We start from the raw sequence: 22,572 nt of genomic DNA, 5'->3' as shown, positions 1-22,572 counted from the left end.
TACCAGCAGTAGTATTTCATGGCATCGCCGGTTGTGTCACTCACTTGTACGTTCGGTTTTCATGGCGACTGCAGCGATGCGGATCGAAGGTGTTACATCTGCAATCTTCCAGCGGCACAAACAAATAAAACCAAACTGTAAATGTGTTGAATAAAGTTATTCAGCACAAGAGTGCGATGCAACGAAAGCTTCATAGTAGTAATACAGCCTGGCTCATAAAATCTATCAAACGATTGCATAAAGATTTGCCTGTGAAAAAGAGTAGCTTACAGCAATCAATACATGCTTATGAAAAGATGTTTATTGTTTTGCTTACTTGCCTCTATGACGCACATAACCGTGGCGCAACAACCTTCAGTGATTAGAGAATACAATAAGCCATTTATCACATATCCTTTCTCAGATCCCAATCCTATACCGCTGCTGTCTCCGGTTTATCCATATTTCAGGTTTGATGGTTTTACAGACACGCCTGTACAAAAACAATGGAAAGTAATTGAACTGGAAAATGATTATATCAAGCTGATGATTCTGCCGGAAATAGGCGGTAAAATCTGGAGCGCAACCGAAAAGAAAACGGGCAAAGAATTTTTATATAACAATCATGTTATTAAATTCAGGGATGTTGCCATGCGCGGGCCATGGACAAGCGGCGGACTGGAAGCCAACTTTGGTATAATTGGCCACACGCCCAACTGCGCAACGCCTGTAGACTACATTACAAAAACCAACAGCGATGGCAGTGTAAGCTGCATTATTGGCGTGCTTGATCTGTTGACACGCAGCAACTGGCGCATGGAAGTAAATTTACCCAAAGACAAGGCATATTTTACCACGAATGTAAACTGGTACAATTCCACACCAACAGAACAACCTTATTACCACTGGATGAATGCCGGCCTGAAAGCAGCAGGCAATCTGGAATTTGTTTACCCCGGCACAAAGTATATTGGCCATGAAGGCGAATACGCCAATTGGCCCATTAATAAAACAAACGGAAAAAAGATTTCCTGGTACGAAGAGAACAACTTCGGCGGCTACAAATCTTACCATGTGTTTGGCAAATACACAAACTTCTTTGGTGCTTACTGGCACAACGATGATTATGGAATGGCCCGGGTAGGTAATCATGATGATAAAGCCGGCAAGAAAATATGGATCTGGGGCTTGTCGCGCCAGGGTATGATTTGGGATAAACTACTTACTGACACAGACGGACAATATGTGGAAGTACAGTCTGGCAGGTTGTTCAATCAGAACTCGGCCGGCAGCACATTTACACCATTTAAACATTTAAGCTTTGCACCTTATGCAACGGATACATGGACCGAGTACTGGTACCCGGTAATGAAAATAAACGGCTTTGTAGAGGCTAATGAATATGGGGCGTTGAATGTTACTTATGAAGATGGTTGGTTGAAGGTTTACTTCTCCCCTGTTGCCATGATTGATGATGTTATAAACATAAAACAGGCGGGCAATGTTATATATTCAAAACAAATTAAACTACAACCTTTACAGGTATTTGCAGATTCAATTAAACTAACTGCCGATGCAGATAAATTAATAGCAACACTGGGGAAAACAAAAATGGTGCACGAAAGTGATCCTGTTGCAAATAACTTAAGCAGGCCTGTAGAAACGCCAAAAGACTTTGACTGGAACTCAACGTATGGTTTATGCTTACAGGGTAAAGAATACATAGATCAAAAATATTACGCAGATGCAGAGGAAAAGTTATTGGCGAGTCTTGAAAAAGACCACAACTATTTTCCATCTCTGGTAAACATGACAGCGTTGATGTATCGTAGTATGCGTTATAAAGAAGCGCTTGAATATGCACGTAAGGCATTAAGTATCGATACACATGCCGGTGACGCAAACTACTATTATGGACTTGCAAATGCAGCATTAGGCCACACAGCAGATGCCAAAGATGGTTTTGACATAGCCACCCTTTCAAGTGAATACAGAAGCGCTGCTTACACTGCACTCAGCAGGCTTCATCTAAAAGAGCAAAACGTTGAGAAAAGTCTCTGGTATGCCACCAGAGCTATTGACTATAACCGCTACAATATGGATGCCTTACAACTACAGGCGCTGGCATACAGAAAGGAGGGTAACCGTGAAAAAGCCATGCAACAACTCAATACGATCCTTATCCTCGATCCATTGAATCATTTTGCAGGTTTTGAAAAATACCTCTGGTTTGGCAATGAAAACGACAGACAACAATTTTTACAATCTGTGAAAAATGAACTACCACACGAAACCTATGCAGAGCTAGGTATATGGTATTACAATGCAGGCTTTACAGAAGACGCCGGCAAAGTGTTTTCATTAAGTACTGCAAACGCCGAAAGCAGTTACTGGCTCGCATTCTTAAGCAATTCAAAGGTTGACTGCAGCACGATCAATGCAAATCTTGCATTTCCCTTCAGATCGGAAACCGGTGCAGTGCTGGAGCAGTTATTAAAGCAACAGCAGGACTGGATATTAAAATACCACCTTGCACTTATTTACAAAGACAGAAACAGGGTGGCCGAATGTAAAAAACTGTTACAGGAGTGCGGCAATGAAAGCACCTTTGCTCCGTTGTATGCAACACGTGCCGCGATATTTAAAGACGATACGGTGCAAAGCCTGCAAGACCTGCAAAAAGCATTATCGCTGGATAAACACTGGCGCTATTATAAACTGGTCGGAGAATATTACATAACACACAATAAACCGGCAGAAGCATTGAGCCTGGTTGAACCGTACTACAAATCACACCCTGGTAATTATATCATCGGTATGCTTTACGCCAAAACATTACTACTGAATAAAAAGTATAAAGAAGTTGATGTATTGTTGAGCAAACTAAATATCATTCCCTTTGAAGGCGCTACAGACGGACGGGAACTGTACAGGGAAGCAAAACTGATGCAGGCAATAGCGGCTATGAATCAACACGCATACACAAAGGCACTGACTTTTATCAATGATGCAAGAAAATGGCCTGAGAATCTCGGTGTGGGTAAACCTTACGATGATGATATAGACACCCGGCTGGAAGACTGGATGCAGTACATATGTTATACTAAAAACCATGCAAAAGACACAGCTGCATTATTGCAAAAAATAATTGCATTTATGCCGCTTGTAGACAATACTGTCCGCAACTTTTTACCCGCCAATGCCCTGGTTACTGCATGGGCTTATGAAAAAAAAGGCGACCATACAAAAGCGGTACAATGGCTGAATGAGCAGGTAAAAAAATATCCCGGTAATAAAAGCCTTGCCTGGGCTGCACAAACTTTTGAAGGCCAAACAACGAACGATGCTGATTTGCCAGCAAAGGATGCCAACATAAGAATACTGCAACAGCTTATGTTGCCGAAAGATTAACCAAAATGCGCCTGCATCGTTTTTGCATAATCTGCAATGGCAATCTCCGGAGCATCAATTTCAGGATGCCAGAGTTTCTCCCATTCAAAGCTGTAGTAACCTTTATAATCGTCTTTGTGCAACAGGTCTATTGCTTCAAAAATGGGCACTACACCTTTTCCCATGAGTGTGTACGAAATCTTATCATTATCAAGTGTATTGTCTTTAATATGCGTGTGCTTTATATAGGGTTTTAGTTTAGGATATACTTCTGCAGGCGGTTCTTTGGTAATATTCCACATATTCGCTACATCCCAGATAAGTGCTGCATGTGCACCTGATGCATTTTTCATTATGCTTAGAATATCTGCAACCCACACCATATCTCCATGTGTTTCCATAAGTACCGTAACGTTGCTGCCTTTGGCGTAAGTAGCAAGTGTTGCCAAGCCATCTGTAATAAGTTCTATGGTCTCCTGCTTCTCCTGCTCTTTTGGAAAGTTATTCGGAAATACACGTATGTAAGGGCAATCTATTGCATGCGCAAGATCTATAAACCGTTTGCCCTCGTCTATATTTTTCTGCCTGTCTGCTGCCGCTTTAAAATGCAGTGTGGCAGATGAGCCAAGGTTTACAAACCGCAGGTTTTTATCCTGCATTATTGTCTTTGTTGCAGCAATATTGGCCTTGCTGAAAACAGGGCTTTTGGTAAGATCCATCTCCCTGAGTATGCCTCTTACTTCAAGGCCGTTGAAACTGTTGCTCTGGGCAAAGTTGGTAATTTGTTCAAACCCCCAGTCGGGACAGCCGAGTGTAGAAAAAGAAAGTAAGATGTCTTTTGCTGTAAAACCCATAAGAGAACCTGCAAATGCGGCGCCCAACAAACCTGTTGTTTGCTGTATAAATTTTCTACGGTTGTATTGTTGCATGATGTTTGTGTTTGAGGTGCAGGATAAAGTATGGTGCAAAGGTGCCAACCTGCTTCGTAAAGCTGCATAAAGCTTCTGCAGTACAAGTGAGTGACACAACAACAGCCCCATACTTATTCAACAGCCGGTTAACAAAAAAAAATTCCGGTACCAAATCTTATACACATTAAAACTATTGATTCTTTATCTTGTAACCGAATAAAATTGATGGCTATGGCAGATTTGTTTAACCGGGTAGAATGGATGTATGGCAGTAACATTTACGAGGTTAATATCAGGCAATATACACCTGAAGGCACATTCACGGCATTTGAAAAACATATACCACGCTTACAGGATATGGGCGTAAAGATTTTATGGCTGATGCCTGTTACGCCCATCAGTAAAGAAAAAAGACAAGGCACGCTTGGCAGTTATTATGCATGCAGCAGTTACACAACCATCAATCCTGAATTTGGTACACTTGATGATTTTAAACATCTTGTACACGCTGCACACAATGCAGGTATGAAGCTGATCATAGACTGGGTGGCCAACCATACAGGCTGGGATCATCACTGGTCTAAAGAACACCCTGACTGGTATTTAAAAGATGAACTTGGCAGATTTTACGACCCTAATGGATGGGAAGATGTGATAGACCTTGATTACCGGAATAACGACATGCGTAAAGCGTTAAAAGATGCCATGCTTTACTGGATAAAAGAATGCGACATTGATGGCTTTCGATGCGATATGGCACACCTCGTACCGCTTGATTTCTGGGTTGATGCACGGCTTGCATGCGATGCTGTAAAACCATTGTTCTGGCTTGCGGAATGTGATGTAATGGAATACCATAAAGTATTTGATGTGTCTTATGCCTGGGAATGGATGCGCATTACCGAAGAAATGGTAAAAAGAAGTTTATCGCTGCAAACAAAACGCGATGTGTTGCTGAAATACTCCCAATACCCCAAAGGCGCCAATAAATTGTTTTTTACTTCTAACCATGATGAAAATAGCTGGAATGGCACAGAGTATGAAAAATATGGTGCTGCTGCAAAAGCCATGGCTGTTTTTACTGTAACGTGGCCCGGCATGCCGTTGCTGTACAGCGGCCAGGAATTACCCAACCACAAGCGGTTAAAATTCTTTGAGAAAGACTGCATAGAATGGCAACCCAATATACTGCTGCACGACTTTTACAAAAAACTCTTTCACCTGCTGTATGTTAACCCCGCATTGCACAACCATGCACAGCTATACACATTGCAAACCGGTGCCGATGATAAAGTGCTTGCTTACCTGCTTGTAAGCAATGCATCTAAAGTGCTTGTGATACTTAATTTATCGGCCAATGACAAAGTAATATGCGCAGTACAGCATGAATTATTGCATGCGGATTATATCAATCTCTTTTCTGGTTTGCAGCACACACTCAACAACGCAGAGCGGTTCGAACTGCAGGCATGGGAATATGTGGTATACGCTACCGATATGTAAGAAATGATGATGGGCCAGGCTGCAGCATAAGCATTCACCTCCTGTTGCGTCGCACTCTTGTACTGTATATCGCTATGCAGCAACGATGCGGCTGTATTAACAACCAGCGGTACATACATTTTCAGAAAATCATAGAGACTTTACACTTACATCAACTTACATGAGTAACGATATAGCAAAACAAAAGGCCGGCGAATACGCTGCTACCCTGGTGGAAGACGGAATGACCATTGGTATCGGCACTGGGTCCACCGTTTATTATTTTATACATACCCTGGCCAATAAAACAAAGGAAGGTTTGCACATAACAGGCGTGCCAACTTCTGCGCAAACTGCGCAACTGGCACGTTCATTAAACATTCCGCTTGTAGACCTGAATGATGTGGCGCAACTGGATCTGACAATAGACGGCGCAGATGAAATTGACCCTTCGCTAAATCTTATCAAAGGCGGTGGAGGTGCATTGTTGCAGGAAAAAATTGTTGCAGCAGCTTCCGTACAAAACATCATCATTGCAGATGAAAGCAAGCTTGTACAAAACCTGGGTAAATTTCCGCTACCTGTTGAAGTGATAACATTTGCCTGGCGGCAAACCCAAAAACATATTGCACAACTTGGTTGCAGTAATATTGTTTTGCGCCAAAAACAGGACGGTATTTTTATATCCGATCATGGGCATTACATTCTTGATTGCCACTTTGAACAAATTGACAACCCCGCATTGTTGCAACAGCAATTGAATAATATTCCCGGTGTAGTGGAAAATGGTTTGTTTATCAACATGGCTGCCAAAGCCATAGTTGCTTATAGTGATGGCAGTGTGAAGGAGTTTGTAAAACCGTAGTAGCGCGACTCGGGTGTGACCGGGACGGTCAGACCGAAGCCCCCACCACTTCCTCGGCCAGCCCGAAACTCAGTGTCATACCATTACCGCCAAGGCCGTTTACAATGGTCACACCGTTTTCAGGTGAAAAAACAAAATCAATTGCTCCATTGGTACGTTTGGGATAAATGCCATGCCAGCTCTGTATCATCGTCCAGTCTTTAAACACCGCAAACTGTTTCATATAATCAATGATCAGGTTATTGATAAAGGCTTTATCAAAAGGGTCAAACACCAAACCATACTCGTGGCTGTCACCTATCGTAAGTTCACCTTCGGCGTTTTGAGAAACCATTACGTGAACACCCCATTTTATATAATCGGGAAGATTAGCTTCATAGAAAGCCTTTAACGCAGGTAACGATGGTGCGGACTGAAAACCTTTGTAGTGTATGAGTGATAATCCACCGCATAAAGACGGGCCAATGCGCCAGCCGTCCGGCTGCATGGTCAGCCGCATCATTTGTAGTTTGCTTTTGGTAAAATAATTGGCAGCAAATACATCAGGGTATAATGTTTCCAGGTCAGGCCCGCTGCATACGTAAATAATATCTGCTTTCCATTGCTTTTTGCCTGCGTACACTGCAGGATATTCTATACGGTTAACAGCCGTATTAAAATGGAAAGTGATGCGATATTTTTCGGAGAGGTATGCCGGCAGTTTCTCGATAGCAACCCTTGATTCGACAATCATTTCATCTGCACTCCACAACGCGCCTTTTAAATTAACCGGGTTTACTGCATCACTTTTTTTGAGTGTTGCGGGCACATCGATCGCAGTAACCGGTCTTGCATTGTTCTCTACGGCTGCAAACTGTTGCAAAACATCCCATTCAAGATCATTATAGGCAAGGTGCAGGCTGCCAACTTCATTATGCCATAAACCAGCACCTTTACAAACTGCTTTCCATATTGACCTGGATCTTAATGCCCGCTCGTACAAAGCACCAGTAGGCTGGCCGATGGGCCAAACCATTCCAAAGTTTCTTACAGATGCGCCAACTGCTTTTTCATTACGCTCAAATACGTCTACTGTATATCCTTTTTCGGCCAGGCTTCGGGCCATTGCAAGACCAACTATGCCTGCACCAATGACAATTGCGTTTTTGCTAGCCATAAATCTTTTGGGTATGTTGTATAGATAAATATTTTCTTTTGAAATAAACAGCCGCAATAGCAGTACCTGCTATGCCTGCCAGGGTAACTACAATAACAGCATTGGTAAAAAAGCTCGTCCATGAAAGTTGAACACCAATAAACTCTTTGGCAATTAAAATCAACACGCTGCCCAGGTAACCAAATGCATCTGCGATATACATAATAAAACCTACATTACTTCTTATCCTGTATGTGGCAATCATGCGCTCAAAATACAATGCATTGAAGGGCACATAACTAAGATACAGGCCTGTACCGATCATAGTCATCCAAACAATCGGGTCTAAATGATGTGCCATAAACAACAGGGTTGAAATAAGCGCTGTTGCATAACCACCCATCACGATGTAATGATTTACCAAAAATGCCCTGAAGTTGTTTTTCACGAGTATCAGTAAGCTCATGCAAAGCAGCACGATCAACGAAACAGGAATCTCTGTTTTGGTAAATATGGAGGCATCGTTGCCATACCCCAGCTCTTTGTAAAGTTCGTTGGCAAAATTATCCCTGAAATCCCGCAGAATGGTAAGCAGCACATACGTGGTTACTATGATGATTATACCAGGCAAAAAAGTTGCAAGAAAAGTTTTACGCTCTTCTTTCGTCATGGGTGGTCTTACACTTCTGTGGCGTTCGTCTTCTTTGTCAGGCGGCGGAATATGATTCAATAGCCATACCGACAAAAGCATGGGCAGCACAAATAACCCACCTGTTAAAAAAGGCATCCATGTTTCTTTTATATGCCAGTTGATGAGTAAAGATTTACCGCCAGACTTTACAACACCAGAAGAAAAGATAAAACTGATAGATAGCACTGCCCCCATAAATTCTGTAGCCTTCCGGCCTTCCACGAAGCTAAAAACCAAGCCCCAAACCATGCCTAAAGGAAACCCATTGAGCAATAAAAAAACGATGTTATAAGGTGCAGGCACAAGAGCAAACAATAGCAGCGCTGCCCATGCGCTAAGAATGAGTTTAATAATTGTTATGGCCCGCTTCTCTCCTTTCATAGCAGAAATAAAACGGATGCCATAGAATTTACTAAGCATGTAGCCAATAACCTGTGCCGTTACAAGCCACACCTTATAGTTGATATGCCAGTATGTGATACCTTCAAAACCGGCGGCTGTAAAAGGTTTCCGGAATGCATACATACAGAAATAAACACAAAACGCTGTTAATGCTGCATACAATGACAAAGCCCATGCGGGTGTACTGGCAAGTTTTTTTTGAAGGTATGCTGATGTGTACATGGATTGCTTTTGAGTACCGGTAAGAATGATGACGGTGTAGATGGGACGGCTTCGAACATTGCTGCGTTACATGTTGCAGTACAAGAGTGCGACGCAACAAAAGCTACATAGCAGCAATGCAGTCCGGCTCAAAATTTTACTGTATTATCTCAATCAGCTCTATAAGATCGTCTATTATAAAATCGGGATCATAAGGCTGCAGTGCTGCTCTTGTAAACGCGCCGGTAGTTATACCAATTGTATAGAGGCAACCTGCATTTTTACCCTCGTTTATATCGACTTCTGTATCGCCAATCTTAATGACCTGTTTTGCATCAGCAATTCCTGCCGCCTTCATCATTTTTTGAATCATGTAAGGCTGTGGCCTGCCTGCGGCTACTTCATTACTACAAACAACATAGTCGATCTTGTTGTCTTTTAGCCACCCAAGTCTTTCGATGATGATACTGGTAATATCTGTTGAGAATCCGGTATCTAGCCCAATCCTGATGTCATGCTTTTTCAGCCAGGCAAAGACCTCTTCTGCATGTGGCAATGCCTGTAACTGATCTGTTGACCGGTAGTATGCAACCATTAGAGCAATAAACCTGTCGTGAATAGCATTGATATAAGCTGTTGTTATTGCAGCCACATCAGATTCATATTCTTCGAGCATCATTCTTATTGCTTCGGGTTTCTTGTAACCCATTAACGGGTAAATTTTTTCATGCGGTATATCGTAACCGCTTTCTTTCATTGCATCGTGAAAAGCGGTAGCTATTTCTCCATGATCTTTTACCGTTGTTCCTGCAATATCAAACACTACAAGCTTAATATCTTTCATCAGTTTCTTTCTTTTAAATATTCATTGATCAGGTTGCGAAAATGACCAAGCGGCAGCATGACCATATCATGGTCTTTGCCGCCTTCATCCCATAAACGCACTTTTATAATATCATCGAAGTAAGGGTGTTGTTTAAACAATGCCGCTTCTGCATCGCTCATAGGCCCACCCTGCCACATATTGAGCGTTTGCCAACTGGCTTCTGACAATTTATTTTTGTAACCGGGGTCTGTAGCAACAAGGTAGCGTTTTGCATCTACATGTTTTTCCACCATTGCGCACACTCTTTCTGTAAAACCTTTACGGCGCAGGTATTCGCCGCCTATGCCTTCATGGTTCACTGCACCGAGACCACCCATTTCTTCCACCGCATGCTCGTGCCTTAGCAGGTGACCAACATCGTGCAGGAATGCACCGAGTATAAGTTCCATATCGCCGCCTTCTGCCATGGCCTGCATAGCACACTGTATCATGTGCGATGTTTGCGATACAGGCTCGCCATCATAGTCTTCATTACCATATTTTTCAAAAAGCGTGATGATCTCATTTGTTGTTGTTTCTGGTTTGTTCATGCCATCTATTTTAAAAGCGTTTGTAATGGTTGCATAACAGGGTGTGCAGGTTTAAACTCAAGCCCGAGCAAAGCGGCCATGGTTGTTGCAAGCTGGGCCTGGTAAAACAATTCGTCTGTTGCTGCTTCACCAGTAGGCTTTATATGCGGCCCAATGGCTGCAAACCATATCTGGCCTGCATCCTGGATCTTATCGCCGTGAGAAGTCCATTCTTCTTTTACAGCGTCTCCGCGGCCATGATCGCAGGTGATGATCAGTGTAGTATTATTTTTATAACCGGGCATCGATTGTATCGTTTGCCACAGGTCTGCAATCATAGCATCTTCTGCATGCGCACTTTTTAAATATTGATCGTACATACCCGAATGTGCAAAATCATCTGTTTCATCAAAGGCTATATACAACACTTTTGGCTTATGCTCCTGCAGGTAAGTCCTGGCAGCAAGATAAGTATTTACGTCAAGGCGTACATCGATGGGTTTGGCAGAAAGAAACTGCATATCGTTCAGCAACTTAAAAGAAGGTGATGTAAAGTGAAAACTGTCTACACCTGCATTCACATACACTTTACTTCTTTCGCTGTTGAGTATGTATGGAAAAACGTCCCATGTTGCAAAAGCAGCCACCTTACCGTTATAGCCTTTCTGCCTGTTGATAAATTCTAAAACATTTTCGTTTTTATTGGCAATTTTATCATTCGAGTTTACAGCAGTATCAGGGTAGCCGGTAAAGATTTCATTGTAACCAGGGTAAGAAAACCAGTAAGGGTTGGCATTGTTTACTTTACTGCCTTTAGTGCGGTTGCCATGCAATTGCCCGTGCCTGGCTACGGTGTTCCATAAAAAAGGAAACAGTTTTTGCCTGCGCCCCTCGGCATCGGCACTCCAAAAATTTTTTATCACCTGTTCAGAATCGCTGGTAAACTTTTTGTTTGCAATGATTGCAGAGTCTACGCCTTTAAAAACTTCCTGCCAGCGCAGACCGTCAAGCGTTACAATAACAAGGTTGTCGGTTTTGCTTTGCGCGTATGTATTGAACAGTACGGTAATAAACAATAACAGTGCTGATAATTTTTTCATGGTATAAATTTTATGAGCCAATCTTTTGTACTTTACTGATCGCCTGTTGCGTCGCACTCTTGTACGCCATAACAATATTGAGCAGTTGCCAGCCCCCGGCGAAATATCTTATAGCTGTTGCCTCTATAGTTAAGAAAAGCTATTGCTTACAAACACCGTTTGCATATGCTGAAGTGCATACTGCCGTACAAGTGAGTGACACAACGATGCTTCATAGTAGTAATGCAGCCGGTTCAATATTATTAATTATAAAAAGGCAAAGCCTCTCGGCTTTGCCAGGTTTAAGAGAACACAACACTTATTTTATGATCCACATTTCGCCATTGATGTCGTCATTACCACCAAACTGGTTTTGCAATGCTGCTTCGTAGTGGGCGGTATTTGCGGTTCTTTCATCATAAGGATATTGAAAGCGTAGCGCTATCCTGTTACTGTTTCCTGTACCGGGTCCAGTGGTAAATTCAGGCACTCCTGTTCTGCGCCATGTGTAATACGACTCGAGGCCGGAGTGACGAAACAAGGCAAGATAACGCTGCTGTAAAACCTGTGCAAGCCCTGTTGAACCGCCTGCATATTTTACGGTAGCCTGGTTGTAGTAATTATCGAAATTAACGGTAACAGTATAAGTGGTGTATTTAACATCTCCACCACCCGGACTGCCTGATTCGTAAACATGTGTAGTAATTTCTCCTGTTTCAGGAATATCGTAAAAAGCCATTGATGCTTTTATACCGGCTTTGTAATAATCTTCTGCGCCACCAAGTTTACCTGAACTGATCCAGCCGCGGTTTATTGCTTCTGCAATGTTGAAACATAATTCAGGAAAGCCAAGCTGTATAGATGGTTCTGCTGTATATGTCTGGTAATAGCGCCAGCGGTTTAATTGCGAATATTGACCATTGCCGGCTTTGTTGAACATGATACCCAGATCTTCACCGGGGCTTGCGCCAACAAAAGCATCGTAACTGGTAGGGCTTTTACCGCCGTCTACCAAAGCCGTTGCGGGCTCTGATACTATGAATGTACGTGGGTCTTTGAGCGAAGTAAGCAAGCCAAGATATGTTGCAGACATATTGTAACGCAAACCATCAAAACCATAACTATCAGGGCTGTTGGGGTAGTCATTTGTTGGATGCGTGTAAATAAACTGCAAGTTATCATCTGCACCTTCCATTACAGGGTATTTTTCACTGTCGTTTACAATTGCACCGAACTGGCCTTTGATATTTAATTCAGCATCATCGGCTTTTTTGCTTAAGGCGATGAGTAACCTGATGTGTAATGTATTGACAGCTTTCTGCCACTTTGTAAGATTATTACCGAAGTAAATATCACCGGACATTGTTTCGCCTGTGGCAATCATTGAAGCGAGCTCATTGTTTGCACTATCGAGCCATGCAAACGATTTTTGAAATACGACCTTTTGTGCATCATATGCCGGCGTAAGGTTATTTAAACCCTGCAATGCTTCAGTCATGGGTATATCTCCCATTTCAAGACTCATTTTTGTAAAGAGATAAGCCTTGAAAAATTTAGCCATTGCACCGTATGGGTTAACCTCAGGAAGACCTGCACTCAATGCTTCCTGCTCCATTTTCGTTACGTTTTTTAGCGTGGCATAATAGTCTGCACCAGAGCCAAAATCGTAACGGTTATTGCCGTAATAATCATAGTTAATGCAATAGTATTGGCACCAACGTTCGTACATGCTACCCGGTCCGTCATACATATCGTTCAAGATGCCATTCAGCAACAATGATGCAGGAACGGATGTGGGTTTATTCGGGTTTTGATACAGATCATCAAAACTTTTTTTACAACCGGTTAGTGCAAGCTGTATAATTAAAGCTGTAACCAGTATATTCAAATATTTTTTCATTGTATTATTCGTTTTCGAATGAATCAGGTTTTTTGGTATTTGCTTTTAACGACTGCAGGTAATTAAAATACTACGTTGATATTTAAACCATACCTGCGCATTGTGGGCGATTGAAGGTCTGTACCACCAGTACTGTAATTATATTGGTCTAGATCAACATCTTTGAATCTTTTGTCTTTGTAGAAGTATAAAAGATTACGGCCTACAAGCGAAACACTTAATCTGCTGATAAAACTCTTCTGCAGCCATTGTTGTGGGAAATTGTAAGTGATCGTAACCTCACGCAGCTTGGCATATGTTTTACTCATAAGGTTGGCTTCACTTACATTGTAATATTTACTTATGTAATCCTGCACAAGAGAAACCTGCGAATTAGGTGCAAATTGAAGGTCTTTATAATTCAATATTTCACCTGTTTCGGAATCAAAATTGATAGCGGTATTGTTGCTTACAGTTACACCCTCTCCTACGTAAATACCAAGATAGTCGGGGTTGCCTGCATTGTTATCATCTGATAATCTTGCCGCGCCAAAAGCACCTTGTATAGTTTCGATATTTCTTCCGCCACGCATGGTTTTGTTGTGCATGTAGTCTGTAGTTACACCACCCACACGACCATCAAACTGGAAACCAACTGAAAGATTTTTCCAGCTTACACTGTTGTAAAAACTCCAGCTAAAATCTGCATTCAGGTAACCCAGGAACTGTGATACAGGGTTAACCAGTGGCTTACCAGCCTGGTCAAATATGATTTGTCCATCTGCGGTTTTTACAAATGCGCTGCTATAAAATGCATCTACCCTATCGCCCTCGCGAAAGAATGTATTATAGGTGGTTTGTCCGGGTGGCAGCTCTGCGTATTTGTCCTGGTAGGTGCTCCAGTTTATCAATGTATTCCAGGTGAAATTCTTGGTTTTTACAGGTGTACCTGTTAAAGAAATTTCGTAACCGGTCTTCTTTGTTGTTAACGCATTCAGGTAGTAATAACTGTAGCCGGTTGAAGATGAAATAGGATTCTGCAATATTCTCGGACCGTCAACATATTGGAAGTAAGTACCGGAAAGACCGAGACGGTTTTTTAAAAACTTCATGTCCACACCACCTTCATAACTTACACGGTTGAAAGTTTTAATATTAGGATCATAAAGGTTACCTGTATAGTATGCGGCAGTTTGATTATTATATGGTTTACTGGTATTATATAAAGCAACAAGCGAATAATCCGGGCCACCGTAAGGTGACGTGTAATTATTACCATAGTCCAGCGGATAATCATACAAAGAGTTACCGGATGGGCTCGTACCAAAGGCTGTTATAGAATTAAATGGTGCAGTACCAACAGTTGCGGAAGTTGCATCGCCATGTACCGCAGCATAAGAACCTCTTACCTTTAAGAAAGAAATAACCTCAGGCATTTTCACATAATCGGATATTACAGAAGAAACAGATACGCTCGGGTAAAAATAACTGTTGTTGCCTTTAGGTAAAGCAGAAGACTTATCTACACGGCCGGTAACAGAAATTGTAGCATATTTCCCCAGCGATGCATCCAGGGAATAATAGGCGCTGTATACCCGCATATCAGCGTTGAAACTACTGGCCTGTATAGGGTTTAGAGAGTTACTAAAGCTGTACACATTGGGAATGTTCAGGTAGTCAGTTGAAGCCCAGTTTGAATTGTAACTAAACAATCTTGCATTACCGCCCACAAGGCCTGAGAGGTTTAAAAAGTTTGCAACAGTATAATTGTAGTTTAACTGCAGGTCTGTATTGTTTTCAAACAGGTCTCTCCTATCTTCCCTGTAATCTCCCATATTGCCTTCTCTGCCATAAGGGTGTGCGGAAAAGGGCATTTTTTCTGTACGCAACAGGTTGTAAGTTGAAATCTGTGTGCGCAGGTTTACATTCAGGTGGTCGTCTATTTTATAATTACCAGATACATATCCGTAGATATCACTCTTATAGTGTCCACGCAACCATTCATTAACCATAAACCATGGATTGTGATAACGCTGGTATTCTGCAAACACAGACTGTGTACCAACTTTACCAGCCTGCCACATGCCTTTAATATCAGGCGCGGTTACGTCCCAATCGGCACCCGTCCAAATTGCGACATTGTAGATCAGGCTGTTTGGACCATAATCCACATCCGGGTAGTTGGGCGTATACTGTTTATTAAAGTTTAGGTTTGCATCTATTTTTAAACGCTTGCTTACATTGTACGACCCATACATATTAAAGTTGGTTATGTTTAATTCCATATTTGGAATCATGCTCTGCTGGTAAGAGTGCGACAATGAAAAACGAAGATTATAATTATCGCCTGTAGCGCTTAATGCTACATTGTTAGTTGTTTGAAAACCAGTTCTAAGAAAATTATCGAGGTTGTTTTTGCCGCGAGCCACCCATGGTGTTGGCTCTATATTTCCGGTGTATTGATAACCGCCGGGGAAAGTTGTGGTATATGTTGTATTGGGATCATACTTACCATCGTATTGTGGCAAAAGTCGGCCATCAAAACGCGGTCCCCACACATCATAATCATTATCAAAAAGGCCACCACCCTTACCGTTGCCAAAGGCATACATCTGGTTTTCTCCCGGGCCATACTCATCCTGCAGCCTTGGAAATGCAAGAAAACCTTTGTCCATAGAATTCGTTGAGTTTAGCTCTACCGTAAACCCCTTACGCTTCAACCCTTTTTTGGTTGTGATGAGAATGGCGCCGTATTGTGCACGGCTGCCATACAATGCAGCAGCAGCAGGACCTTTTAACACCGTGTACGTTTCAATGTCATCCGGGCTTATATTCCAGGTGTCTGAACTAACCGGCACACCATCTACCACGTACAATGTTATTTCATTACCACGCAGGATAACGGTAGGCTTTCTGAGCATTTCTGCAGATGCGCCTACAGAAAGACCGGCAACTTTACCTGTTAACCCTGTTATAGGGTTTTGATCTCTTGCTTTTATCAGGTCTTCACCTTTTACTTCCTGTATTGAGTAACCCAGTCTTTTGGTTTCTTTTTTAACACCAAGAGCGGTTACAACAACGTCATTCAACTGATTGTCTGTTGCAGCAATTTCAATTGTAATAAAGCTTTCGTCCTGTACTGTAACCGATTTCGATTGGTAGCCGATAAAAATTACCGTTAGCACATCTCCCTTATTTACAGCAATGCTGAAATTTCCGTCATTGTCTGTCAACACAGATTTCTTTGTGTTGGTGTTTTCAACCGTAGCTGATGCAACCGCTTGTTTCGTTGTTGCATCTGTAATACGGCCTTTCAACTGCATGCTTTGGGCGCTGGCATGCAGCAATAAAAAAAAGGATACAAATAAAATCATGCATCCTTTCAATACGTGGTTAAAATGCTGCTTCATAACGTTAATTTGGTTAATTGGTGGCGAAATTATTTATCCATCCCTCCATATGTCACAAGCAATCATTAACAAATAGTAAAGTAATTGTAAACTTTTACTGCTTAACAATTTAATAATTTTATAAATACTATACTCAGAAATGTTTTTCTTATACTAAGAGGAAAAATTTGAAAACCGGCTGTATTACTGGCTTCAGCTCCTGTTGTGTCACTCACTTGTACGTTCAGAACATTGTTCAGCCCGGCCTGCGCACCATGCTTAAAATGTTCAGTATTACTAAACTATTTTTTCTGCAGGCAAAGCTGTTTATGAATACCTGATGAAAAAGTGACATACAGGCTTTGCTGCCCGTGTTTATGCATAAATCAACAGTTGGCAATTTCAGGCGGGTATAGCGCTAATCATGAGCAGGATGATGAGTGAAAAAATTAACGGAGGTGCACTATGCTGCATAGTGTTTTGGTGTACAAGAGTGCGACGCAAGAAAAGCCTGATAGTAGCAATGCTGCCCTGGCCCAAAAAATTATTCTTCGTCAAAAAAATAAACGACCAGCATTTCAAAGGGCTCTTCACTTAAGCACTTGGTGTGGTGTTCTTTGCGGGCATCGTAGTAGAAGGAATCGCCGGCCTCCAGCACATACTTTTTTCCTTCTATTGTGTACTGCATTTTACCTTTCAGCATGTAATCAAATTCATGCGCCTGTGTAGATACATAGCCTTTTCTTGCCGTTTTCTCCTGCTTGTACAACACTACGTCTACGAGTTTGCCCTGGTGCTTGAAAGAAGTGATGCGAAAATAATGGGTGCCTTTGGTGTATTCTTTTTCTATGGTAGATATCTCGCCGGCCCTGATAATAAGCGGCTCGTTGCTGGATGATGTATCCAGCTTGTCAAAAAAATCATTCAGATCTACATGCAGGGATTTTATGATGCTGAGTAACACTGTAAGTGAGGGAACCGTGCGGCTATTCTCTATCTGCGAGATCAGGCCTTTGGTAACGCCCACTTCCGCTGCCAGTTCCTGCAGTGTTATTTTCTGTTCTTTTCTTTTTTCTTTTATGCGGTTGCTGATCTGAAGGATTAGGTCGTTACTCATGGCTGGTTATTTATCGTTGGATAAACAAGATTAAAAAAATATTGCGAAAAAGAACCGGTCGAAAATAAAAAGTGTGGCGTATACACTATGTGATGTATTCATGACCCGTAAAAAAGAAAGCCCTTCAAAAGAAGAGCTTTACGTTAGACATAGGCTGTCATTCTGAAATACTTATATGCTATGACAAGCGGTGGTACATATTTGCATCACAGAATGACAATAATGTTGCCTGCATCTGTTGTTAGATACTAACTTGTTTTTCCAGCATCATTTTGCGCAGGTTTATTAAACCGTAACGCATTCTGCCAAGGGCAGTGTTTATGCTGCAGTTAGTAACTGCTGCGATATCTTTAAAACTCATATCACCAAAGTGGCGTAATACAATTACTTCGCGCTGCTCTTCAGGCAATGCTGAAAGCATTTGGTGCATACGGTCGTAACCTTGTTTTTTAATTATTTTCTGCTCAGCGTTTTCGTTAACCACAACGATTACATCAAATACATCTTTGTTGTCGCCGGTAACAATAGTGGGTGTTCGTTTCACCTTGCGGAAGTAATCCACACAAAGGTTGTGTGCAATACGCATTGCCCATGGAAGGAATTTACCTTCTTCATTGTAGCGTTTGCTGCGCAACGTGTCGATGATACGTACAAATGTTTCCTGGAAAAGATCTTCCGCCAGATACTTGTCTTTCACAATAAATTGGATTGAACTGAACAATTTGTCCTTATAGCGGTTGATAAGGGCCTCCAGTGCATAGGAATTGCCATCCTGGAATGCGAGCACTAGCTCGGTGTCGGAGAATTCGTTAAACTTTCTCATAATAAATATGCTTTTGTTGGATTTCAAGCATGCCGCTTAAAGTACGTTTTTTCGGTTTTTCTTGGACAGTAAGTGGCGATGGGTAAAAATTTATGCGATAGGCTATTTTGTGTGGTTTGTGAAGTTATATAGAATATTGATTTTAATTGTATGCAAATTGTAAAATAATTGTGAAGAACTAAATTAAATTGCGCTTTCGAAAAATTAAATTCAACTAAAATTCATGAGCGATAGTAATATCATAGCAACACCAAAGAAGAGCAGGAAAAAGCAGGAGAAAGAAGCTACCAATGATATTGTGGTTAAAGGTGCACGTGTACACAATCTTAAAGATATAACTGTATCATTTCCAAGAAATAAATTCATCGTTGTTACAGGTGTTTCAGGCAGTGGCAAGTCTTCACTTACGATAGACACTCTTTTTGCTGAAGGTCAGCGCCGCTATGCAGAAAGCCTTAGCGCATACGCGAGGCAATTTATGAGCCGCATGGTAAAACCTGATATTGACTATATAAAAGGTTTATGCCCGGCCATTGCCATTGAGCAAAAGGTAATTACAAGAACACCGCGGAGCACTGTTGGCAGCATGACGGAAATTTACGATTACCTGAGGCTGCTCTTTGCACGTGCAGGTAAAACCATTTCGCCTGTCAGTGGCAGGGAAGTACGTAAAGATGATGTTGCCGATGTAATCAATGCCATACAAAAACTTCCTGACGGCGAAAGAGTAATTATCCTCGTTCCGTTCAGGCAACATACAAAACGTGATATCAGGGAAGACCTCAATATACTTACCCAAAAAGGTTTCTCCAGGCTTTACATCAGCGATCAGCCCGAAAGAATTGAAGAACTGTTGGAATTAAACGATCAACAGCTTCTCGAAAAACTGAATGCCGAGAACCAGCAGCCATATATACTTGTAGACCGCATTGCCAAAAAAGCATTTGACGAAGATGATATTCACCGGCTGTCAGACTCAGTTGGCACCGCTTTTTATGAAGGCGAAGGTGAAATGTTTCTGCAAATCCAGGGCAAAGAAACACTGCACTTCAGCAATAAGTTTGAGCTTGATGGTATTCAATTTGAAGAACCCGTTCCAAATCTTTTTTCATTCAACAATCCATTTGGTGCATGCCCAACCTGTGAAGGCTTTAGCCAGGTGCTTGGTATAGATGACGACCTCGTAATTCCCGACAGGAGACTAAGTATATACGAAGGTGCCGTGGCGCCATGGAAAGGTGAAAAACTCGGCTGGTGGAAAGAGCAGTTTGTGAAGGGAGCCAAAGCCATAGATTTTCCCATCCACAAACCTGTTGCAGACCTTACACCTGCGCAATACCAGCTCTTATGGCACGGCAAAGGAACCGTGTACGGTATTCATGATTTCTTCAAAGAGGTGGAGCAAAACCTGTACAAAGTGCAGTACAGGGTGTTGCTAAGCCGTTACAGAGGCAGAACAATTTGCCATGACTGCCATGGATACCGCTTGCGCAAAGAAGCTTTATACGTAAAAGTGGGAGGCAAACACATTGGCGAACTTTGCCAGGAACAAACCCGCGACCTGAAGCAATGGTTTAATAACCTTAGCCTTTCAGAACATGATCAGCAGGTGGCCAAAAGAATATTAATTGAAATTCATCAACGTTTGCAAACACTTATTGATGTTGGTCTCGGTTATCTTACACTAAACCGGCTCGCTAATTCATTGAGCGGTGGTGAAAGCCAGCGCATTCAGCTAACACGCAGTCTTGGCAGCAACCTTACCAACTCGCTTTATATACTAGACGAACCATCTATCGGACTTCATTCAAGAGATACAGAAAGGCTGATACATGTATTAAAGCAACTACGTGATGCAGGCAACACAGTGGTGGTGGTAGAACACGATGAACTGATGATGCGCGAAGCAGATCATATTATAGATATGGGACCACTTGCATCGCATCTGGGCGGTGAAGTAATTGCAGCCGGCAACTACGATGAAATCGTTTCAAATAGCAAAAGCCTTACCGGCAAATATTTAAAAGGAGAGCTTGAGGTAAGTTTGCCAAAAGTGAACCGCAGGTATAACCGGTACATTCGTGTTGAAAATGCAAGGCACAACAACCTGAAAGATGTTACGGTCGAGTTTCCGCTTAATATGCTTTGCGTGGTAAGCGGCGTTAGCGGAAGCGGTAAAACTACCCTTGTAAAACAAATCCTTTATCCCGCGCTTAAAAAACTGAAAGGAGATTTTGCTGATAAAGTAGGCTTTCATAAAGCAATTACAGGTGATGTTGACTACATCACACAGGTAGAACTGGTTGACCAGAACCCCATCGGTAAATCATCGCGCAGCAACCCTGTAACATACATAAAAGCATACGACCAGATACGCGACTTATTTGCAAGCCAGCCACTTTCAAAAATCCGTGGCTTTCAGCCAAAGCATTTTTCCTTCAACGTAGATGGTGGCCGTTGCGATGCGTGCAAAGGCGAAGGTGAACAGGTTGTAGAAATGCAGTTCCTTGCAGATGTACACCTTACATGCGAAGTCTGTGGCGGTAAAAAATTCAAAGACGAAGTATTGGAAGTACAATACAATGGTAAAAGTATTTACGACGTTCTCGAATTAAGCGTAGATGACTCCATCGAATTTTTTAAAGAAGAGAAAACACTTGCCAAAGCGTTACAACCATTGCAGGATGTTGGTCTCGGCTATGTAAAGCTTGGCCAGAGCAGCGATACATTGAGCGGCGGCGAGGCGCAACGTGTAAAACTGGCTTCATTTCTTGGCAAAGGCAAAGCAAGCGGCCACGTGCTGTTTGTGTTTGACGAACCAACGACCGGTTTACATTTTCACGATATCAATAAGCTTCTTGCTTCGTTTAATGCCCTTATAGAGCAGGGGCATTCCATTATTGTTATTGAGCATAACACAGATGTTATTAAAAATGCAGACTGGATCATCGATCTTGGACCGGAAGCAGGCGATGCAGGCGGCAATCTTGTATTTGCCGGCAAACCCGCAGATCTGAGGAAAGTAAAAGAAAGTTATACCGCGAAATTCCTGTAGCAACATTACCCGTTAGCTGTTCATACAATTTATTTTGGTGCCAGCTGCAGTACTGCAATTAAACAGCTGTTGCGTCGCACTCTTGTACAGTATAACCATATTGGGCTATGCGGGTATTAAAGTGCATGTCCATAGCATTGCAAAAGATCATTTCATTTGCACATATTGAAGCCTGTATTTTTTCCCGATCTCTATAACCGGAGATCGGGATTTATGCATGAATGTTCCCACGGCAAAAACAGCGGCAGCAATACCAAGGCGCAAACCATTATTATCTTCAAACAATGCATCTCCATCTGACAATGTATTGATCACATTCAACAACATGTAACCGCCACTCGCCACCTGCAACAAAGTGCCGTCTTTTATATAGTTGACAGACTGGCTTCTTCTCGGAAAAGCCGCCATATCTTTGGTTGTTATTTTCATCCTGTTACGCCATAACGTATCCGTCGCAGGCATACCCCAGCTACTCACATATGGAACTATTTCAAACTCCTTCAGGAACAGGGTATCATTTTTAATATCATTTATGTATGCGTCTACCCATCTGCCACCAGCGGTACGAAATGTAATGATGTTGTCCACGTAATAAGATGCAATAGTTTTATTACGCTTTTTCAGCAAAAGAAAATCGTGTTGAGCATAAGCCTCTTTTGATAAAAATGTGATAAGTAAGACTACAATAAGCTTTGGCATATAAGCATTGTTGGGTGGCTTAAAACTACTTACACAAAAGCTAACGGAAGGTTAAATGGCAAACGCTTTAGCATCCTTTC

At 42.0% G+C, this 22,572-nt stretch carries 15 protein-coding genes; 4 read left to right on the top strand and 11 right to left on the bottom strand.

Annotated features, from left to right (window positions below; translation table 11 throughout):
- Positions 1-288 precede the first annotated feature (288 nt).
- The gene (locus I5907_RS21060; protein WP_196992824.1) at positions 289-3,390 is read left to right on the top strand and encodes a DUF5107 domain-containing protein; all 3,102 of its coding nucleotides are present in this window, start codon (positions 289-291) and stop codon (positions 3,388-3,390) included.
- Here the strand turns inward: I5907_RS21060 and I5907_RS21055 are convergent.
- On the bottom strand, positions 3,387-4,298 hold the full coding sequence (locus tag I5907_RS21055; RefSeq protein ID WP_196992823.1) for a sugar phosphate isomerase/epimerase family protein: 912 nt from the start codon (positions 4,296-4,298) through the stop codon (positions 3,387-3,389). The two genes, I5907_RS21060 and I5907_RS21055, sit on opposite strands and share 4 nt — an antisense overlap.
- 213 nt (positions 4,299-4,511) lie before the next feature.
- Here I5907_RS21055 and I5907_RS21050 point away from each other — a divergent pair, with 213 nt between their 5' ends.
- Positions 4,512-5,783, top strand: a complete 1,272-nt coding sequence (locus tag I5907_RS21050; protein WP_196992822.1) for an alpha-amylase family glycosyl hydrolase — start codon at positions 4,512-4,514, stop codon at positions 5,781-5,783.
- Between the two features lie 160 nt (positions 5,784-5,943).
- Positions 5,944-6,627, top strand: a complete 684-nt coding sequence (gene rpiA / locus I5907_RS21045; protein WP_196992821.1) for a ribose-5-phosphate isomerase RpiA — start codon at positions 5,944-5,946, stop codon at positions 6,625-6,627.
- A gap of 28 nt (positions 6,628-6,655) precedes the next feature.
- Here the strand turns inward: rpiA and I5907_RS21040 are convergent, their stop codons facing one another.
- The 9 genes from I5907_RS21040 to I5907_RS21000 form a co-directional block, all read right to left on the bottom strand.
- Positions 6,656-7,783 (bottom strand): TIGR03364 family FAD-dependent oxidoreductase, encoded by a 1,128-nt coding sequence (locus I5907_RS21040; protein WP_196992820.1) that lies wholly within the window; start codon positions 7,781-7,783, stop codon positions 6,656-6,658.
- Positions 7,776-9,077, bottom strand: a complete 1,302-nt coding sequence (locus tag I5907_RS21035; RefSeq protein WP_196992819.1) for a DUF5690 family protein — start codon at positions 9,075-9,077, stop codon at positions 7,776-7,778. The genes I5907_RS21040 and I5907_RS21035 overlap by 8 nt, the downstream gene beginning before the upstream one ends.
- Positions 9,078-9,213: 136 nt before the next feature.
- On the bottom strand, positions 9,214-9,900 hold the full coding sequence (locus I5907_RS21030) for an HAD-IA family hydrolase (RefSeq protein ID WP_196992818.1): 687 nt from the start codon (positions 9,898-9,900) through the stop codon (positions 9,214-9,216).
- Positions 9,900-10,472 (bottom strand): HD domain-containing protein, encoded by a 573-nt coding sequence (locus tag I5907_RS21025; protein ID WP_196992817.1) that lies wholly within the window; start codon positions 10,470-10,472, stop codon positions 9,900-9,902. Before I5907_RS21025 ends, I5907_RS21030 begins: the two co-directional genes overlap by 1 nt.
- Before the next feature lie 5 nt (positions 10,473-10,477).
- On the bottom strand, positions 10,478-11,551 hold the full coding sequence (locus I5907_RS21020; protein ID WP_196992816.1) for an alkaline phosphatase family protein: 1,074 nt from the start codon (positions 11,549-11,551) through the stop codon (positions 10,478-10,480).
- A 298-nt stretch (positions 11,552-11,849) separates the two neighbouring features.
- Positions 11,850-13,430, bottom strand: a complete 1,581-nt coding sequence (locus I5907_RS21015; RefSeq protein ID WP_196992815.1) for a SusD/RagB family nutrient-binding outer membrane lipoprotein — start codon at positions 13,428-13,430, stop codon at positions 11,850-11,852.
- Positions 13,431-13,492: 62 nt separating this feature from the next.
- On the bottom strand, positions 13,493-16,819 hold the full coding sequence (locus tag I5907_RS21010) for a SusC/RagA family TonB-linked outer membrane protein (protein ID WP_231402214.1): 3,327 nt from the start codon (positions 16,817-16,819) through the stop codon (positions 13,493-13,495).
- Between the two features lie 523 nt (positions 16,820-17,342).
- On the bottom strand, positions 17,343-17,915 hold the full coding sequence (locus I5907_RS21005) for a cupin domain-containing protein (RefSeq protein WP_196992814.1): 573 nt from the start codon (positions 17,913-17,915) through the stop codon (positions 17,343-17,345).
- A 241-nt stretch (positions 17,916-18,156) separates the two neighbouring features.
- Entirely contained in the window at positions 18,157-18,738 is a 582-nt protein-coding gene (locus tag I5907_RS21000) for an RNA polymerase sigma factor (RefSeq protein WP_196992813.1), read from the bottom strand.
- 223 nt (positions 18,739-18,961) lie between these two features.
- Here I5907_RS21000 and uvrA point away from each other — a divergent pair, with 223 nt between their 5' ends.
- Entirely contained in the window at positions 18,962-21,793 is a 2,832-nt protein-coding gene (gene uvrA, locus I5907_RS20995; RefSeq protein ID WP_196992812.1) for an excinuclease ABC subunit UvrA, read from the top strand.
- Positions 21,794-21,940: 147 nt separating this feature from the next.
- Here uvrA and I5907_RS20990 read toward each other — a convergent pair whose 3' ends face one another.
- Entirely contained in the window at positions 21,941-22,492 is a 552-nt protein-coding gene (locus I5907_RS20990) for a hypothetical protein (protein ID WP_196992811.1), read from the bottom strand.
- Positions 22,493-22,572 lie beyond the last annotated feature (80 nt).

Origin of the sequence: Panacibacter microcysteis (assembly GCF_015831355.1) — a bacterium.
Taxonomy (GTDB): Bacteria; Bacteroidota; Bacteroidia; order Chitinophagales; family Chitinophagaceae; genus Panacibacter; species Panacibacter microcysteis.
This window is presented reverse-complemented; position numbering and strand designations above follow the sequence as displayed.

Coding starts and splice junctions, on each gene's coding strand:
- I5907_RS21015 (WP_196992815.1), bottom strand. CDS start 13,430: ATGAAAAAATATTTGAATATACTGGTTACAGCTTTAATTATACAGCTT.
- I5907_RS21025 (WP_196992817.1), bottom strand. CDS start 10,472: ATGAACAAACCAGAAACAACAACAAATGAGATCATCACGCTTTTTGAA.
- I5907_RS21030 (WP_196992818.1), bottom strand. CDS start 9,900: ATGAAAGATATTAAGCTTGTAGTGTTTGATATTGCAGGAACAACGGTA.
- rpiA (WP_196992821.1), top strand. CDS start 5,944: ATGAGTAACGATATAGCAAAACAAAAGGCCGGCGAATACGCTGCTACC.
- I5907_RS21000 (WP_196992813.1), bottom strand. CDS start 18,738: ATGAGAAAGTTTAACGAATTCTCCGACACCGAGCTAGTGCTCGCATTC.
- I5907_RS20990 (WP_196992811.1), bottom strand. CDS start 22,492: ATGCCAAAGCTTATTGTAGTCTTACTTATCACATTTTTATCAAAAGAG.
- I5907_RS21050 (WP_196992822.1), top strand. CDS start 4,512: ATGGCAGATTTGTTTAACCGGGTAGAATGGATGTATGGCAGTAACATT.
- I5907_RS21055 (WP_196992823.1), bottom strand. CDS start 4,298: ATGCAACAATACAACCGTAGAAAATTTATACAGCAAACAACAGGTTTG.
- I5907_RS21035 (WP_196992819.1), bottom strand. CDS start 9,077: ATGTACACATCAGCATACCTTCAAAAAAAACTTGCCAGTACACCCGCA.
- I5907_RS21005 (WP_196992814.1), bottom strand. CDS start 17,915: ATGAGTAACGACCTAATCCTTCAGATCAGCAACCGCATAAAAGAAAAA.
- I5907_RS21010 (WP_231402214.1), bottom strand. CDS start 16,819: ATGAAGCAGCATTTTAACCACGTATTGAAAGGATGCATGATTTTATTT.
- I5907_RS21040 (WP_196992820.1), bottom strand. CDS start 7,783: ATGGCTAGCAAAAACGCAATTGTCATTGGTGCAGGCATAGTTGGTCTT.
- I5907_RS21020 (WP_196992816.1), bottom strand. CDS start 11,551: ATGAAAAAATTATCAGCACTGTTATTGTTTATTACCGTACTGTTCAAT.
- uvrA (WP_196992812.1), top strand. CDS start 18,962: ATGAGCGATAGTAATATCATAGCAACACCAAAGAAGAGCAGGAAAAAG.
- I5907_RS21060 (WP_196992824.1), top strand. CDS start 289: ATGAAAAGATGTTTATTGTTTTGCTTACTTGCCTCTATGACGCACATA.